The 15,849-nt window shown below is 45.1% G+C and carries 15 protein-coding genes; 9 read left to right on the forward strand and 6 right to left on the reverse strand.

Annotated elements, in window-relative coordinates; genetic code table 11:
• Positions 1-53: 53 nt before the first annotated feature.
• The 3 genes from sbcB to NL645_RS08025 all read right to left on the reverse strand — a co-directional run bounded on the left by sbcB (position 54) and on the right by NL645_RS08025 (position 3,895).
• Complete coding sequence (gene sbcB, locus NL645_RS08015; RefSeq protein ID WP_253651525.1) at positions 54-1,475, reverse strand: exodeoxyribonuclease I; 1,422 nt, start codon at positions 1,473-1,475, stop codon at positions 54-56.
• Positions 1,476-1,631: 156 nt separating this feature from the next.
• Positions 1,632-3,005 (reverse strand): L-cystine transporter, encoded by a 1,374-nt coding sequence (locus NL645_RS08020; RefSeq protein WP_054867346.1) that lies wholly within the window; start codon positions 3,003-3,005, stop codon positions 1,632-1,634.
• Between the two features lie 200 nt (positions 3,006-3,205).
• On the reverse strand, positions 3,206-3,895 hold the full coding sequence (locus tag NL645_RS08025) for an NAD(P)H-binding protein (protein ID WP_253651526.1): 690 nt from the start codon (positions 3,893-3,895) through the stop codon (positions 3,206-3,208).
• 247 nt (positions 3,896-4,142) lie between these two features.
• Here NL645_RS08025 and cobT point away from each other — a divergent pair, with 247 nt between their 5' ends.
• The 8 genes from cobT (at position 4,143) to btuD (ending at position 12,208) form a co-directional block, all read left to right on the forward strand.
• On the forward strand, positions 4,143-5,186 hold the full coding sequence (cobT, locus tag NL645_RS08030) for a nicotinate-nucleotide--dimethylbenzimidazole phosphoribosyltransferase (protein ID WP_253651527.1): 1,044 nt from the start codon (positions 4,143-4,145) through the stop codon (positions 5,184-5,186).
• Entirely contained in the window at positions 5,186-5,992 is an 807-nt protein-coding gene (locus NL645_RS08035) for an adenosylcobinamide-GDP ribazoletransferase (protein ID WP_253651528.1), read from the forward strand. The genes cobT and NL645_RS08035 overlap by 1 nt, the downstream gene beginning before the upstream one ends.
• Positions 5,989-6,522: a bifunctional adenosylcobinamide kinase/adenosylcobinamide-phosphate guanylyltransferase gene (cobU, locus tag NL645_RS08040; protein WP_253651529.1), complete on the forward strand. Its 534-nt coding sequence runs from the start codon at positions 5,989-5,991 to the stop codon at positions 6,520-6,522. Before NL645_RS08035 ends, cobU begins: the two co-directional genes overlap by 4 nt.
• Positions 6,523-6,533: 11 nt before the next feature.
• Positions 6,534-7,148 carry an alpha-ribazole phosphatase gene (cobC, locus tag NL645_RS08045; protein WP_253651530.1) on the forward strand — a complete coding sequence of 205 codons (615 nt, stop codon included), beginning with the start codon at positions 6,534-6,536 and terminating at the stop codon, positions 7,146-7,148.
• Between the two features lie 128 nt (positions 7,149-7,276).
• Entirely contained in the window at positions 7,277-9,073 is a 1,797-nt protein-coding gene (locus NL645_RS08050) for a M3 family oligoendopeptidase (RefSeq protein WP_253651531.1), read from the forward strand.
• Between the two features lie 274 nt (positions 9,074-9,347).
• Positions 9,348-10,376: a succinylglutamate desuccinylase gene (locus NL645_RS08055; protein ID WP_006741645.1), complete on the forward strand. Its 1,029-nt coding sequence runs from the start codon at positions 9,348-9,350 to the stop codon at positions 10,374-10,376.
• An 82-nt stretch (positions 10,377-10,458) separates the two neighbouring features.
• Complete coding sequence (gene btuC / locus NL645_RS08060; RefSeq protein WP_253651532.1) at positions 10,459-11,454, forward strand: vitamin B12 ABC transporter permease BtuC; 996 nt, start codon at positions 10,459-10,461, stop codon at positions 11,452-11,454.
• Entirely contained in the window at positions 11,441-12,208 is a 768-nt protein-coding gene (gene btuD, locus NL645_RS08065; protein WP_182034954.1) for a vitamin B12 ABC transporter ATP-binding protein BtuD, read from the forward strand. Before btuC ends, btuD begins: the two co-directional genes overlap by 14 nt.
• Positions 12,209-12,277: 69 nt before the next feature.
• On the opposite strand, the gene NL645_RS08070 is transcribed toward btuD, so the two are convergent.
• The 3 genes from NL645_RS08070 to NL645_RS08080 all read right to left on the reverse strand — a co-directional run bounded on the left by NL645_RS08070 (position 12,278) and on the right by NL645_RS08080 (position 14,849).
• Complete coding sequence (locus tag NL645_RS08070) at positions 12,278-12,853, reverse strand: nucleoside triphosphate pyrophosphohydrolase family protein (protein WP_005397767.1); 576 nt, start codon at positions 12,851-12,853, stop codon at positions 12,278-12,280.
• A 110-nt stretch (positions 12,854-12,963) separates the two neighbouring features.
• Positions 12,964-13,536: a DUF1415 domain-containing protein gene (locus NL645_RS08075; protein ID WP_053807305.1), complete on the reverse strand. Its 573-nt coding sequence runs from the start codon at positions 13,534-13,536 to the stop codon at positions 12,964-12,966.
• Positions 13,537-13,625: 89 nt separating this feature from the next.
• Positions 13,626-14,849 (reverse strand): MFS transporter, encoded by a 1,224-nt coding sequence (locus tag NL645_RS08080; RefSeq protein WP_203346425.1) that lies wholly within the window; start codon positions 14,847-14,849, stop codon positions 13,626-13,628.
• Between the two features lie 106 nt (positions 14,850-14,955).
• On the opposite strand from NL645_RS08080, the gene NL645_RS08085 reads away from it, so the two are divergent.
• Entirely contained in the window at positions 14,956-15,825 is an 870-nt protein-coding gene (locus tag NL645_RS08085) for a LysR family transcriptional regulator (RefSeq protein WP_139059912.1), read from the forward strand.
• Positions 15,826-15,849: the final 24 nt, after the last annotated feature.

Below are 15,849 nucleotides of genomic sequence, written 5' to 3' on the forward strand. Positions count from 1 at the left end.
TGACAGTATATAAACAACAAGCACACCATAAGGTGCGCTTGTATTAGGAGGAGTTAAGAAGCTAAGCTCTCTACATAACGGTACACGGATTTTAATATCGCAATCTTCTTTTCGTCACTTTCATGTTCGTGAACTAAGTTTTCTAAATTCAGCATGTACTCTTCAATTTGGCTTTCAAACACTTCTCGACAGTGTAATGCCCAGCGTCTCTGTTCTTGCTCGTCTAATGTGCCTGGGAAGTTACGCGCACGATAGCGGAACAATAGAGGTTTAATGCGCTTGTCATCAAATTCAATGTCCAATGCGGCAAGATTGTTCGGGTCGGTTTCTCGAATGATATCCATGGCTGCACGATCGGCCGGAGAGAAGAATCCGTCGTAAAGTTGCGTATCGACGTCATCACTTTTATCGAATTTACGCTCGACTGAAAAGAGGCTAATCAACTTTTCTCTAATTTCAGGATGTTGGCGCAACAAAGCGAGATTAGCGAGACATTGCTGGCGATCAATGCCAATAGACTCTGCATTTTCAGCCGTTAACGTTTTTGCAGGGGCGAGAATAGGGCATTTGTTCAAATGAACTAGTTTAACTGGCACTGGTAGCAATTCACCAAGATCTTCTCGCTTAGTGTAGAGTCTTTCGTTTAGCTCTTCTGCGGATAGCTCAAGAATAGGTTGAGGGTCTTTCGCTAAATCGATGGTGATAACAGCGTTGTTATTGGTTGGATGCCAAGCAACAGGCACAATCCAGCTAGTGTACTGGCATTCGCGCCCTAGCATGCCTGAAACGTGCATCAACGGCGTCATGTTGACGATGTCGACTAATTCATTGAGCTTACGCTTTTGGCGCATAGAAAAGAAGTAGTCAAACAATTTTGGTTGCGCTGCTTTTACTTTCTTTGCCATTTCGATAGTCGCAATCACGTCTGCCATCGCATCGTGCGCGTTACTATGTTCTATGCCGTTAGCAACAGACAAGTGCTCTAATTTAAAACTAGTAAAGCCATCTTCGTTTTCTGGCCATTCTACGCCTTCTGGACGAAGGGCGTGGCACGCGCGTAATACATCGAGTAAATCCCAACGCGAGTTACCGTTTTGCCAACTCCATGCGTATGGATCGATAAAGTTGCGATAACAAGTATAACGGGTCACTTCGTCATCAAAGCGAATGCTGTTGTAGCCTAAACTGGTGGTATTTGGTTTCGCGAGTTCAGCGTGAATCTTAGCGATAAACTCAGGCTCAGAAAGGCCTTCTTGAACCGTTTTTTGCGGAGTAATACCAGTAATAAGCGCAGCTTCAGGAGACGGAAGATAATCAGCAGGTGGCTGGCAGTACATGACTAAAGGCTCGCCGATGATATTAAAGTTTTCATCTGTACGAACACCAGCGAACTGGCTTGGGCGATCTTTCGCGGGGTTTGTTCCCCATGTCTCATAATCAAAGAAGAAAAAAGTGGGCTGATTATCTTGGTGCATTCTGCTTACCGTTTACAAAACCGATAACAGTATTAGACCATTCAACGCCTTGACTAGCAACGAAAGATGCAAGTTGAATTTTTGAAAATGAAAAAGCCGATGGTGAACCATCGGCTTGATATTTTACGTTTTATTGGTTGGGAAGTAGTTTGAGCTTTACGCTCGTGTTTCTTCCAATGCTGTTTCGCTTTCTGGTGACTTCAGCACTCGGCTAGCAATCGTACCCGCAGTCATTGATCCTGAAACGTTCAGTGCGGTACGTGCCATATCGATCAATGGTTCAATAGAGATAAGCAGCGCCGCGATGGTCACAGGTAAGCCCATTGCAGGAAGAACAATCAAGGCTGCAAACGTTGCACCGCCGCCAACACCTGCAATACCAAATGAGCTGATGGTGATAATCGCAATCAATGACAGGATAAAGTGTAGATCCAGTGGGTTGATGCCCATTGTCGGAGCTACCATCACTGCCAGCATTGCAGGATAGATACCTGCACATCCGTTTTGGCCGATAGTGGCACCAAACGATGCTGATAGGTTTGCAATCGCTGGTGGAACGTTAAGCTTGGTGATTTGCGCTTCTACGTTTAGTGGGATCGTTGCGGCTGAGCTACGAGATGTAAACGCGAAGGTCAGTACAGGCCAGATTTTCTTAAAGTATTCCGCAGGGCTAACGCCGACAAACGAGACTAATACACCGTGAACAACAAACATCAGAGCGATAGCAACATAAGACGCCACAATAAAGCCAAGTAGGTTTAGGATGTCGCCTGCGCTTGATGTCGCTACCACTTTTGCCATCAGTGCTGCGATGCCGTATGGCGTTAACGCCATGATCATCTTCACTAATCGCATAACGATTGACTGAGCTGCTTCTACGAAAGTACGAATCGGTGATTCTAACTCTGCTTTTTCCATCATCACTTTGCGAGCGGCGATACCGGTTAATACACCGAAGATAACGACAGCGATAATTGAGGTCGAGCGAGCACCTGTTAGATCAGCAAATGGGTTGGTTGGAATGAAGCTAACTAGCATTTGAGGAATAGTCAGGTCACTTACTGTACCAGCACGGCTTTCTAAAACGGCGATACGAGCGGTTTCACGAGCACCTTCAGTTAAACCTTCTGCTGACAGGCCAAATGTTGTTGTCACCAAGATACCGATAAGTGCAGCAATTGCAGTCGTTACTAGAAGAACAGAGATGGTCAGGCCAGAAATTTTACCTAATGATCCACCTTTCTCCAATTTAACAACTGCAGAGATCATCGATACCAATACTAGTGGCATGATGACCATTTTCAGTAGACCAACGTAGCCACTGCCTACAATGCCTACCCATTCAAGTGTTTGAGCAATTGCGCTGTTGCCTTCACCGTGAATGAGTTGCAAAGCAAGACCAAAAAGAGAACCAGTAACAAGACCGATTAAAACGAGACGAGAGAGTGTGTGTTTCTTTTGTTGTTGGTTAAATAGAAAGAACAATATGCCAACAAAGACGGCTAGAGAGGCTATCACTGCAAAATTCATAATCTGACCTTATCAACCTGCCGAAATGGCGGTTGTTTTTTATACGGGGTTTTATACGGATTTGTTTATGGGGCGTAAGATAACGCTCGCGATATAACTTTAAAAATGACAAACGGGTATTAGCTAGATCTAAAATGAATATAAAAACGAGATCTAAGTCGCGTGAGAGTGTGAATTAGCACGTTAAATGTACAAAATGGTTATTCGTAGTGATGCAGTAAGTCACGCATTTCTTGCCTTTGTAAGTAAACCACCGAGTCTTCTTGATAACTGAAAAGTTGATAAATCATCGCTTTGGCGACATCTTCCGCTCGAATAGGTAAAAAGTTGGACAGTTTGCCAAGCATGAGTGGGCGAATTACCTTAAACAGAGTTTGCACTAACTTCTCGTCCGTTCTTGGGTTTTGACGTTGACCAATAAGCGGGCCAGGGCGAACAAACACGATTTCCTCAAAACCCATAGCTTCGATTCGTTGTTCCATTTGTCCTTTACAGGCTAGGTAATGGGATGGCGATTTACTATTTGCACCAAGGCTAGAAACAACCGCAAGGCGTTTGACTCCGATCGTTTTCATCTGTTGGGCGACTTTACACACCAGATCAACATCTACTCTACGTAAATTATCCTTACTGCCTGCTTGCTTAAGGGTTGTGCCTAAACAGATAAAGCCGATGGTCGGTGTTGGTTGGTTATCATCCCATTGGTGGATAGAAAGGTCGGCATCAATGAGAGGAACAAGCTTATTGTCCGCATCTAGGACGCCATCGAGTGGGCGGCGAGAAAGATAATATAAGATCCCAACACCTGATTGATTTATGAGGTTTGTAATGACTTTTGAACCGACTAAGCCAGTCGCCCCAGCGATGATGGCGCAGGTGTTGTTATCCATGTCCTTTCTCCTATATGGGAATATAGCCTAAGCTATTGTAGCGGATTTCAAGGAGTTACTTATAATCGAATGCTCGAAAGGTGAGACGCTCTGCGAACTCAGTAGACTTTCCTGACAGAAACCTGATTAGCGCTGCCCCAAGTGGATGCAAGGGTATACAATAGTGGACGCTCAAAACTGGGGTTGAGCAAGATTTCTTAATCAATGGAACACTTCTCACCCAGACAACATCAAAGGAACGTAAAAAATGGATGACTCTTTTGCAGCGGAGATACAAGCGCGCATAGATAACAAAACCAAACCTGTTGGTTCTTTAGGCTTATTGGAAAAGGTGGCACTACAGCTAGCTATTATTCAAAGTCAGGATAAACCTCAGCCAGTTGATTCCATCGCTATCTGTAAACCGAGCATGCTGGTATTTGCTGGAGATCACGGCGTTGCAGAGGAGGGCGTAAGTATTGCGCCAAGCGAAGTCACTCAGCAAATGGTGGCTAACTTTCTCGCCGGCGGCGCAGCCATCAACTGCTTTTGCGACATCAATGGCATCCAACTCAAAGTAATAGATTGCGGCATGTTGGCACCTATTGATGTGCTGGTTCCAGAATTTAAGTTTCATCCCAACTTGGTTGAACAACGGTTGGGTAACGGTACGGCTAATTTCTCTAAACAATCAGCTATGTCCCCAGAACAAGTGGCGCTAGGTTTAGAGTATGGTGCGAAGATTGCTGAGCAAACCATTTTGTCTGGCTCAAATCTATTGATGTTCGGTGAGATGGGCATTGGTAACACCAGTTCGGCTTCCGCACTGTTATCGGCGCTGAGTTCATTAGATATTGACTATTGTGTTGGTGTCGGTACAGGAATCAATCAACAGCAGTTGAGCCGTAAATATAAACTAGTGGCACAGGGCGTGAACCGATGTCGAGGTCTTGATACTAAAGCGATTCTCGCACAGGTTGGAGGCTTTGAAATCGTACAAATGGTAGGTGCTTTTTTAGAAGCCAAGCGGCTTAAAACTCCAGTTTTAGTGGATGGGTTTATCGTATCGGTTGCTGCGTATATAGCAACGTTGCTAGACGAAGAAGCACGCGAATACATGTTGTTTGCCCACCGCTCCGAAGAAAATGGACATAAGTTTGTATTAGAGTACCTAAAAGCAGAACCTCTACTCGATCTTGGTTTACGATTAGGGGAGGGAACCGGCGCCGCTCTTGCCTTACCCTTGTTAAAAGCTGCTGCCCAGTTTTACAACAAGATGGCGAGCTTTGAGAGTGCAGGAGTTACAGTATAGTGTCAGTCCCTGATAATTCTGAGAACGTCACGCCGTCATCGTTAAGATACCAGTGGGAGTTGTTTCTATTAGCTATCAGTTTTTTTAGTCGCTTACCCGTACCCCAAGCGTTGCCATACAGTGAAGAACGCATGAATCAGGCCGGACGTTATTTCGCGTTAGTTGGTCTCGTACTTGGAGCGCTTTGTGCTCTGGTATTTTCGCTCACCTCAATTCTTTTCCCAGAATCGGTTGCCATAGTATTAACAATGGTGTTTAGCTTATTGTTAACAGGGGCATTTCACGAAGACGGCTTGACTGATATGGCGGATGGCATTGGCGGTGGCATGACTGTCGAGCGACGCCTCTCTATTATGAAGGACAGCCGCATTGGCACTTATGGTGCAGCCACTCTCATTATGGCGTTATTGGCTAAGTATGTTTTTTGGAGTGAACTGGCTAACTTGCCGCAGTTTTGGTTGGTCATTGTCGTCGCTTATACCGCAAGCCGAGCACTAGCCGCGACGCTTATTTATGACATGCCTTATGTCAGTGACAGTGATACGTCGAAAAGTAAACCGCTGGCAAGTCGCCAGTCTTCTCTAGAAGTCTCCACTTTGTTGTTTACTGGTGGCATAACATTGCTTGTGCTTGGTATCACGCAGGCGATCTTTATATCGCTTGTTCTCGTGGTATTTCGTTTGATGTTCAAACGTTGGTTAATCAAGCGAATTGGCGGCTTCACGGGGGATTGCCTTGGCGCAGCGCAGCAGCTATCGGAACTGCTTATTTATCTCACTATGATTGGGTTTTATCACATCTTATGAAGCAATTGATACTCGGTGGCGCGCGCTCTGGGAAGTCGCATTTGGCGGAAAAAACAGCCAAGCAATTATCGACCACTTCTCAACACTCATTACATTATGTTGCAACCGCGCTGCCATTTGACCAAGAAATGCGAGAGCGAATAGCGCATCATCAAAAGCAACGAGGGGGCGAGTGGCAAGAGCATGAATGCCCCCTTCATTTATCTGAGTTACTGACAAGTTTCGCTAACACCGATGTTGTACTGGTCGATTGTTTAACCTTGTGGCTCAATAATTGGATATTTGAGTTAGGTGATGAATGTTCCAATGAGAAGCTAGAAGCAGAAATTGAAAAGCTTATACAGGTGGTACGTGGCTCAGATGCGACGTTAATATTCGTCTCTAACGAGGTTGGAATGGGTATTGTGCCTTTGGGGGCGGTTAGTCGTTACTTTGTGGATAATGCAGGACGGATGAATCAAAAACTAGCCAGTGTTTGCCATCGTGTTACCTTTGTTGCTGCTGGTTTGCCGTTGGTTCTTAAAGAGTAGGATGGAACAAAATGAAAACACTCAATATCTATCTCGTGCGTCATGGAAAAGTAGATGCTCCACCAGGACTCCATGGCCAAACGGATGTAAAAGTTACGCCTGCTGACCAAGAAAGCATTGCTCGGGCTTGGATCGAGAGTGGACGAAGTGTGGGTGGAGTGATTTGTTCTCCGCTTTCACGTTGTCAAGAACTGGCAAACATCATTGCTGAACAGCAATTATTACCAGTAATGACGGATGAATCTTTACAAGAAATGGCATTTGGTGATTTTGATGGTGTGCCTTTTGATATGCTCACTGAACAATGGAAAAATCTAGATGCTTTTTGGCAATCGCCAGCACAACACACGTTGCCGAATGCTGAGAGCTTAAGCACATTTTCTGAGCGCATATGTCGCGTTTGGTCTCAAATCATCAACGATATCAATGACAATCTACTTATCGTCACGCATGGTGGCGTCATTCGTATGATTCTTGCTCATGTATTGGAGTTAGATTGGCGTAACCCCAAGTGGTATTCGACGTTGTCGATAGGAAACGCTTCTGTCACGCATATAACAATTACCATAGATGAGCAAATTTACGCCTCGGTGCGTTCGATTGGCGTACCTCTTTTAACTCGTTAATTTATAAATATTAAAATGCCCAAAGCGATACTGCTTATGGGCATAGTCACGGAAGATGTCAGTGGAAGCCCATCTGCTAGGTGCAGGAAGCGAAAATTGACTCAGTTACATAAAAAGGAAATATAGAAATGACAACGCCGAGTTGGGATTTGTCCATCGTTTATAACGACCTTTCTGACCCACGAATTCAAGACGATATTGCTCTTGTGGAACAATGTATTGATCTTTTGAATAAACAATCAGCAGATTGCGGCAACGTAGAGATCATGCAAAATGCGATTTTGACCAATGAAGCCGCGAGTCGTTTAGCGGGCACAGTTGCAAATTTTGCGAGTTGTTATGCTTCTGTTGATGCAACAAACGCCGAAGCGAAATCGTTACTTGGTAAAATGACCCGCATCTTTTCAGAGCTTTCCCAAGCGTTCAGTCCCTTTGATTTGACATTAACGCATGCCGACGAAGAGTTTATCTTGCGTGTGTTAGACCATGAGAATCCAGATATCAGTGGGCAAGCTTTTTCTATCTTGAATTCTAGAAAGTTGGCGGATACTCGTCTTAGCAACGCAGAAGAACAGTTACTGGCTGCGATGAGTGTGGATGGTAAATCGGCTTGGGGTAACCTATACGATAACCTGACTGGCTCATTGAAAGTGAAGCTTGAGTACGCAGATGGTAAGAGTGAAGAGCTTGGGTTTTCTCAAGCGGCAAGCATTCTTTATGGTTCTAAATTCGAGCGTCAAGAAGCCGCGTGGCGAGGCGTACAAGATGCAATGCAAACGCACCAAGAATCATTCGCTGCGATTTTAAATGCGTTAGCAGGGTGGCGTTTAACTGAAAACAAAAAGCGTTCGACGAAGCGTGAAGTTCACTTCCTAGAGCCGAGTTTGCACGGTAGCCGAATCCAAGCTGAAACTTTAAATGCGATGATGACCGTAGCCAAAGGCAGTCGAGCTATTGGTCAGAAAGCGGGTTTATTGATGGCGCAAGTACATGGTCTGGATGAGATGAAACCTTGGAATCATCTGGCGGCTATGCCTGCTTTGAGCGGTGAAGCGAAGGTCTACGACTTTGATGAAGCGATTGATGTTATTTGTGAAGCATTTGAAACAGTAAACCCTGAGATGTCGGAATTTGTCCGTTTGATGGTACAAAATGGTTGGATTGATGCCGCGCCAAATGCCAACAAGCGTCTCGGCGCATACTGCACCAAACTGCCAGCAACGCGAACACCCCTTGTGTTTATGACTTGGAGTGGCAGTCGCTCAGACCTGATGACTCTCGCGCATGAACTTGGCCATGCGTTCCATAACTGGGTTATTCGTGATTTGCCACTTTGCCAAACTTACTACCCGATGACGTTAGCAGAAACCGCCTCTATTTTTGCAGAAAACATCGTTCGTGATCATTTGATTTCGAAAGTGGAGAGCGTCGATGAAAAGCTAGAGATGTTGTGGGAAGAGTTGTCATCTGCGCTAGCTTTAATGATCAACATTCCGGTCCGCTATGAGTTTGAGAAATCGTTCTATGAACGCCGCCAGGATGGAGAGTTAACCGCAGATGAATTCTGTGAGTTGATGTCTGAAACTTGGAAAGAATGGTATGGCGACGTAATGAGCGAGCCGGATCCGTACTTCTGGGCAAGCAAGCTGCACTTTTCTATCGATAGTGTGAGTTTTTATAACTACCCATACCTGTTTGGTTTCTTATTCAGCAAGGGTATTTATGCACAGCGAGAAACCAAAGGCGAAGCGTTTTACACCGATTACATCAATTTGCTGCGCGATACTGGCTGCATGATGGCGGAAGATGTTGTCGAAAAGCATCTATCGATGGATTTAACTCAACCAACGTTTTGGCAGCAGAGCGTTGAGCTAGTGCGTGAAAAAGTCGATGAGTTTGAGCGTTTGCTCGCACAGCGCGGCTAAGTTTTTCGCAGTGTTGATGCATAATCTGCTTTATAGCTACAAAAATTTGATCAAATCATAATGATCTTAATCAGGGCTGTGGTAAAGTTCACAGCCCTAACACTTTGTAATTGTTTAAAAATTAAACGCCTCAATGCTTGATTTGAGTGCCTGGCGCGAAAAGGTATCGGATTTTCGAGGGAAATAGTGATTTCTACTCATAAGTGAGATCGCAGCAACAAAAATCCTTTGTACAATTTATTAACATACCCGCCGTGCTATTAAGGAGTAACGCATGACGAAGTCTCTCTTTCGCCAATCGTTTTTAACTGACACGTTAGATGTTCATATCGATGTTGCACCAGCGGAGCAGGTGCTTTCTAACGGTGTAAAACTTAAACTCTATCAGCGTGGTGTACTAGAAGTGATCCCTGAGAACTATACTCAGGATACGAAGAACGTCATCATCTCTTGTGGGGTTCACGGAGATGAAACGGCACCGATGGAGCTGGTGGATTCCATTATTCAAGACATAGAATCTGGGTTCCAGACGGTCGATACCCGTTGTCTATTCATTATCGCTCATCCAGAATCCACTCTGGCGCACACGCGATTCCTTGAAGAAAACCTCAACCGTCTTTTTGACGAAAAAGAACACAAGCAGACAAAAGAGCTTGTCATCGCTGATACGCTAAAGTTGCTCGTTCGCGATTTCTATCAGGATACCGACCCGACAACACGCTGGCACCTTGATTTACACTGCGCGATTAGAGGTTCGAAGCACTATACGTTTGCAGTAAGTCCTAAGACTCGTCATCCTGTGCGAAGCAAGGCATTAATCGATTTCTTGGACAGTGCACACATTGAAGCTGTGCTCTTGTCAAACTCACCATCGAGTACGTTTAGCTGGTACAGTGCCGAGAACTTTGGTGCGCAGGCTCTGACAATGGAGCTTGGTCGTGTGGCTCGTATTGGTGAAAATGACCTCGATAAATTGACTGCGTTTGATTTGTCTTTACGTAATTTGATTGCGGAAACGAAGCCAGAACACCTACCAAAACCATGCATTAAATATCGCGTAAGTCGCACAATCGTTCGCCTGAACGAAGACTTTGACTTTATGTTCGACGACAATGTTGAAAACTTCACTTCATTTGTTCACGGCGAAGTGTTTGGTCATGATGGCGACAAACCATTAATGGCGAAGAACGAAAACGAAGCGATTGTCTTCCCGAACCGTCATGTCGCAATAGGTCAACGTGCAGCTCTGATGGTTTGTGAAGTGAAAACCCGTTTTGAAGAGGGCGAGTTGGTTTACGATTAATCCAACATTGCTTTGAGAAGTTAATTGCAATTTACCGAGGCTTAACTGTAAGGTTAAGCCTCGTTTGTTTTTATCGGCCGCTATGGATTTTCAACAACTTATCCTGAACAAGGAACGACGCTGGCAACGTAACCTGATGGTTATGTCGATCGTGCTCGCTGTACTCTCTGCCATCCACTTGATGGTCGGAGAAATTTTCCTTTCTCCTTTTCAATCTTTATCTGCATTTGAACATAAGCTACTGGTGGACTTGCGTTTACCGAGGTTGGTGTCTGCGGCAATTATTGGTGCTGCGTTAGCGGTATCTGGCGCGACGTTACAAGTGTTGCTTGGGAACGTTTTGGCTGAACCCGGCGTGCTTGGTATATCTGGTGGTGCAAGTTTAGCAATGGTCTTAATCATGTTCGCGTCACCTGTTCTTCCCACCCCGATTGTTTTTATGTTGGCAGCGATTGCAGGCTCGATGGTATTCACGTTTGTTTTGGTGGCGATAGCAAGGGCAATGCATCTGACGACGGCTCGATTGCTTCTGGTTGGTGTCGCATTGGGTATTTTATCGAGCGCGATTGTGACGTGGGCATTTTACTTCAGTGATGATCTTAGCCTACGCCAACTGATGTATTGGTTAATGGGCAGCATTGGTGGCGCAAGTTGGTATCAACATACCGTTACCTTGGTGATGTTACCAGTGCTTATCTGGTTATGTTGTAAAGGCAAGTCGCTTGATAAATTGATGCTTGGTGAGATTCATGCGACCCAATTGGGAGTCGATGTACATCAAATGCGTTGGAAACTGATCCTCGCCATTTCTGTTTTGGTGGGGAGTTCAGTCGCTTTGGGTGGCATCATCAGCTTTGTTGGCTTAGTGGTACCGCACTTGTTGCGTTTGGCTTTTGGTACAGAAAACCGTTATTTATTGCCACTTTCTGCAATATCTGGCGCTGCGTTACTTGTATTTGCGGATATCGGCGCAAGGCTGTTATTGGACGCCGCAGAGCTACCTTTAGGTGTCATGACAACATCGATTGGCGCGCCTATTTTCATCTGGATGCTGGTGAAGAGTCATGATTCACGTTAAACATATGTCGGTTGGTAGTCGATTATTGCCTCTTTCTTTTGAATGCAAAGCAGGCGAAATCGTACATGTCGTTGGGCCTAATGGTTCAGGTAAGAGTACTTTATTGGCTGCGATTTCTGGTACGTTAAGCTACCGAGAGGGTATGAGTGGTGAAGTGTACGTTGGCGACAAAAACTTGCTTACTTTACCGTTGTCAGAGCAAGCTCATGTTCGAGGTTATTTGTGTCAGCAATCGCGCCCAGCGTTTAATGTTGATGTGTTTCAGTATCTCGCTTTATCTCTGCCAAGTGGTGCTGAGATTGCGGATATCAAAGTGCGTGATGCCGTCAATATGGTGGTGGAGCTGGTACAACTGCAAGATAAGCTTCATCGCAGTATTCAAACATTATCCGGTGGTGAGTGGCAGCGTGTCCGATTAGCAGGTGTATGTTTGCAGGTGTGGCGTACCATTAATCCTTTTTCGCAGTTTTTAATTTTGGATGAGCCAGCAGCACCGTTAGATATTGCGCAAGAGGGTCTGCTCTATCAATTGATTAACGCTATGGCGGCGCAGGGAATTGGAGTATTGGTTGCTAATCACGATCTCAATCGCACATTAAAGCACGCAGATAAAGTATTGCTGCTTAACAACGGTGTGCTGCACTCATCAGGAAATGCCGATACTGTGCTAACGGAAGAAGCTCTCGGGGAAGTGTTCAATACTCAAGTCAAAAAGGTCATCGTAGATGAACAACCTTATTTAATCTTTGATTAGTATTTAGGGACAATAAAAAACGACCTACTTGAGGTCGTTTTTTTTAATCGAGATAGCCAAACTCAACGCTTATTGAGTTAACGGTTTTAGATCTGCTGGGCGGTAGTAAACAGATTTGAGTACTTTGCCTTTACGAATGGTTTTACCTTCCGATACGAAATCTTCGGCGCATTTCGCGATGATGTATTCACCTTTCTGCACCGCCATCAACTTGATGCCTTGTTCCGCGTAGAATGCCTCTGTTTCTGAGTACTCTTGCTCGTTACGGCATACTTTGCTCATGTTGCTTGAATGTACTTCATCCCAGCAAGGAATAAATTCGATACCACGGTTTACCGCAACGTTTAATAGAAGATCAATTAAGTAGCTGATCGCTAGGTTGTCTTCTACTTTGCTGTGGCCAAGATGAACGAGACGGCCCATTAATACATACACGCTGTCTACGATGGCGTCTGCTTGCTCAGTTTTACAATCTGCTTCTGCTAGCTCTGTTAGCTCTTCGATCGCCAAAGAAGTGTGTAGTGTGTCTGCTTGCGCATCAAGGCTTGCAGCGTCTGCGACTGGTAAGTCGAACGTACTACGGAACTCGGTGATATCACGGTATAAGTGATCAAAAATCTCTTGGGTTAGCTTTGACAGTTGCATTCTAATTTCCATTGAATCGATTGAAGCGGCAATGATACCAAACCGCACTTTGAACCCCAAGGGCATTGAATCCAACTGGTGATAAATCTGCCTTTGGGTAATGGTGGAGCTTAACGAAATAGGTAAGGAAACAGCTTTTTACGTTCTTCCTCTGAAAGGGCGGAAACACGAGCGATGTTCGTATCGGGAATGGATTCAGGATCAGGATAGTGTTTTAGTACCTTTTCCATACTCTCTTCGCGAATCAAATGGAAAATCGGGTAAGGAGAACGATTGGTCAGGTTTTCGTCGTCTTCAGGTCTTGCGCCGCCAAAACAGTAATCAGGATGGAAAGTCGCCACTTGGAAAATGCCTTCCCAGTTTTGTTGCTTAATTAATCCTTCAACCCAATCGATACAAAAGTTGTAGTCCCAGAAATCTTGTAGCATGTTGGGAACCACAACCAACGTGGTCTCAAGTTGTTCGGGTTCTGTGTTACTCAGCTCAATCAGCTGCAATAAAATATCTTCAAGAAGCGCTTCTTCTTGAGTCGCTTCACTAACAAAGATTTTGATTTGTTTATTACGTTGCGGTTTGGCAGCAAACGGACAAAGGTTGAGTCCTATTACCACATCGTTGAGCCATTGATCGACCTGTTGAGTGATCGCTTCGATATCTGTGTTTTGTGTTGAACGCGTTGACATACGACTTTCTGGTTTTTATTAAAGTAGCGCAAGCATAGCAGAGTTGGTTATCCAAGTAATCAGAGAGGTATTACGCAAATGAGCGTACCTTAGCTACTCTTTAAACTCGCTGCGTCAGGTGTTTGGTCAGTATGCTTTCTTTCGGCAATGTGTTTCAAATACGCAATCGCAGCAAACATCGCTAGGTAGACGGCGCTTCCCCCCATAAGAACACTCGACCAACCACCATGCTGCCAACAATAAAGAAGTAAGAATCCTCCTAAGCTACCGCCTACGTAGTAGTGTACTAAGTAGAGCGCTGTCGCGGTGGCTTTGGCGCGAGTGGCATTCTGACCGACCCAACCGTAGGCGAGGGTATGAGTAAAGAAGGCACCAAAACTTATCAGCAACAACCCAGCTAGCATTGCAGTCAGGCTTTCAACCGCAGCAATCCACATTCCCGTCATGCTCACTATCGCGCCTAAGAACATACCGAGGATTGAGGAATAACGTTTACTCCAGTGGCCTGCACAACGAGAGGAGAAAGTCCCTCCCAAGTAACAAATAAAGATCAGTGAGGCCAACCCGACGGGTACATTGTGAGGTTCACTCACCAGACGGAAACCCATTACGGAATAAAGGTTGACGAACAAAGCAAAGTTGAGTCCTCCTATCAGCATCGCGAACCACACGCGTTGGTTTTTAAAATGACCAATAAGCGCACGATTTTGATGGCGCAAACTGCTTGATGACGGGGTGAAGTTGCGCTGTGTTGGCAATAAATAGTGAACACCAATGACACCAAGAAGAGTGAACACCATCATAACTTCAATGGCGACATCAACACTGAAATTGTCCGCCAATAAGCCGCCGCTAATACGCCCTGCAATACCGCCTAATGAGTTAGCCGCAATGTACGTTCCAATTGCCATCGAGAAAGCGTGCTTGTCGAGCTCTTCTGCCATGTAAGCCACGGCGACCGCAGCAAAAGCCGCGAGCGCGACCCCGATCAGTGCTCGACATACCACCAAAAACAGGAATGAGTCACCAAACAGCATCAAAGCGGAAAGGGTAGGAATCGAAAACAGGCCGACCATCATAACTGGCTTTCGTCCCACTGATTCTGATAACACAGCCATTGGGACGAGGCTAAAAGAGAGAGCTAGTGTTGAGGCCGCAAATAGCCAGTTCACTTGTGTTTCTGAGATCGTGAAAATTTGGGCAAAAGTGGGCAGCATTGGCTGTAGTAGGTATAAATTTGAAAAAACCAAGAAGGAACCAAGCGCTAGCGAGAGCGTAATGCGTTTGTATTCCGGTGTGCCAAAACTGACCATGAATCCTGCCTAATGTGAGCAAATGGAGAGACTGTGATCAATCTATCAGTTCGTTGTAAATTAAAAAAATATATTAAAAATATGGATACCATATATTTTTGATCTAATGGAATCGAAACAACTTAAACATTTTCTGGCGGTCGCTGAACATGGAAACATTACCCATGCGGCGAAAGCCCTGCATATTGCCCAGCCCGCTTTAAGCATTTCTATCAAAAAGTTTGAGCAGTCTTTGGGCGTTACCCTATTTCGCCGTGATGATAAAAAAATCAGCTTAACGAAAGAGGGTGAAACGCTACTTGTACATGCTAAGCGGGTGATTCAACAGTTGCACGACGCGCAGCTCGCGATTGATGAGTTGAAAGGTTTAGCGAAAGGCGAAGTACGACTAGGGACGCCATCAATGATGGGTAGTTATTTCTTTCCACGAATTGTTATGGCGTTTAAAAGCCAGTTCCCGGAGTTAAAATTGACCTTGGTCGAAGCTGGGACTCAATCGATTCGTCGTATGCTGCTTAATGGTCAACTCGATATCGGTGTGATCAGTTGTGATAACGTGCCTGATGACCTAGAAACTGACCATTTATTTACTAGCCAAATGGTCGCAGTTGTTTCACCTGAGCATGAGTTAGCCCAGCGAGACTCTCTTACTTTTGATGAGTTCTTTGAACATGATTTGGTTATGTTTCAGCATGGCTATTTTCACCGCGAATTTTTGGATCAGGTGAGTGAGGAGCATGGGTTTACCATGAAGTCATCATTCGAGACCAACTTACTGCCTTTGATTTTGAGTATTGTGAAACAAGAGTTTGCGATTACCGCGTTACTGGAATTGGTGACTCAACATGAGTCGGGCGTTGTTGGCCTACCGTTTGAACCACCCGTTACGCTAGATCTGGCACTTGCTTGGCGCAAGCAGGGGTATTTATCAATAGCAGATCGAACGTTTATCGAGTTTATCAAGCGCTACGTTTAAACGCAGCGCAGATTCATTGTTCGA

The sequence above is a fragment of the Vibrio sp. Y51_MX_L26 genome, assembly GCF_024181935.1.
In the GTDB taxonomy this organism is placed as follows: Bacteria; Pseudomonadota; Gammaproteobacteria; order Enterobacterales; family Vibrionaceae; genus Vibrio; species Vibrio diabolicus.

Bases quoted from the DNA above. Each gene is read 5' to 3' on its own strand.
- sbcB (WP_253651525.1), bottom strand. From the start codon at position 1,475: ATGCACCAAGATAATCAGCCCACTTTTTTCTTCTTTGATTATGAGACA.
- NL645_RS08020 (WP_054867346.1), bottom strand. From the start codon at position 3,005: ATGAATTTTGCAGTGATAGCCTCTCTAGCCGTCTTTGTTGGCATATTG.
- NL645_RS08025 (WP_253651526.1), bottom strand. From the start codon at position 3,895: ATGGATAACAACACCTGCGCCATCATCGCTGGGGCGACTGGCTTAGTC.
- cobT (WP_253651527.1), top strand. From the start codon at position 4,143: ATGGATGACTCTTTTGCAGCGGAGATACAAGCGCGCATAGATAACAAA.
- cobU (WP_253651529.1), top strand. From the start codon at position 5,989: ATGAAGCAATTGATACTCGGTGGCGCGCGCTCTGGGAAGTCGCATTTG.
- cobC (WP_253651530.1), top strand. From the start codon at position 6,534: ATGAAAACACTCAATATCTATCTCGTGCGTCATGGAAAAGTAGATGCT.
- NL645_RS08050 (WP_253651531.1), top strand. From the start codon at position 7,277: ATGACAACGCCGAGTTGGGATTTGTCCATCGTTTATAACGACCTTTCT.
- NL645_RS08055 (WP_006741645.1), top strand. From the start codon at position 9,348: ATGACGAAGTCTCTCTTTCGCCAATCGTTTTTAACTGACACGTTAGAT.
- btuC (WP_253651532.1), top strand. From the start codon at position 10,459: ATGGATTTTCAACAACTTATCCTGAACAAGGAACGACGCTGGCAACGT.
- btuD (WP_182034954.1), top strand. From the start codon at position 11,441: ATGATTCACGTTAAACATATGTCGGTTGGTAGTCGATTATTGCCTCTT.
- NL645_RS08070 (WP_005397767.1), bottom strand. From the start codon at position 12,853: ATGCAACTGTCAAAGCTAACCCAAGAGATTTTTGATCACTTATACCGT.
- NL645_RS08075 (WP_053807305.1), bottom strand. From the start codon at position 13,536: ATGTCAACGCGTTCAACACAAAACACAGATATCGAAGCGATCACTCAA.
- NL645_RS08080 (WP_203346425.1), bottom strand. From the start codon at position 14,849: ATGGTCAGTTTTGGCACACCGGAATACAAACGCATTACGCTCTCGCTA.
- NL645_RS08085 (WP_139059912.1), top strand. From the start codon at position 14,956: ATGGAATCGAAACAACTTAAACATTTTCTGGCGGTCGCTGAACATGGA.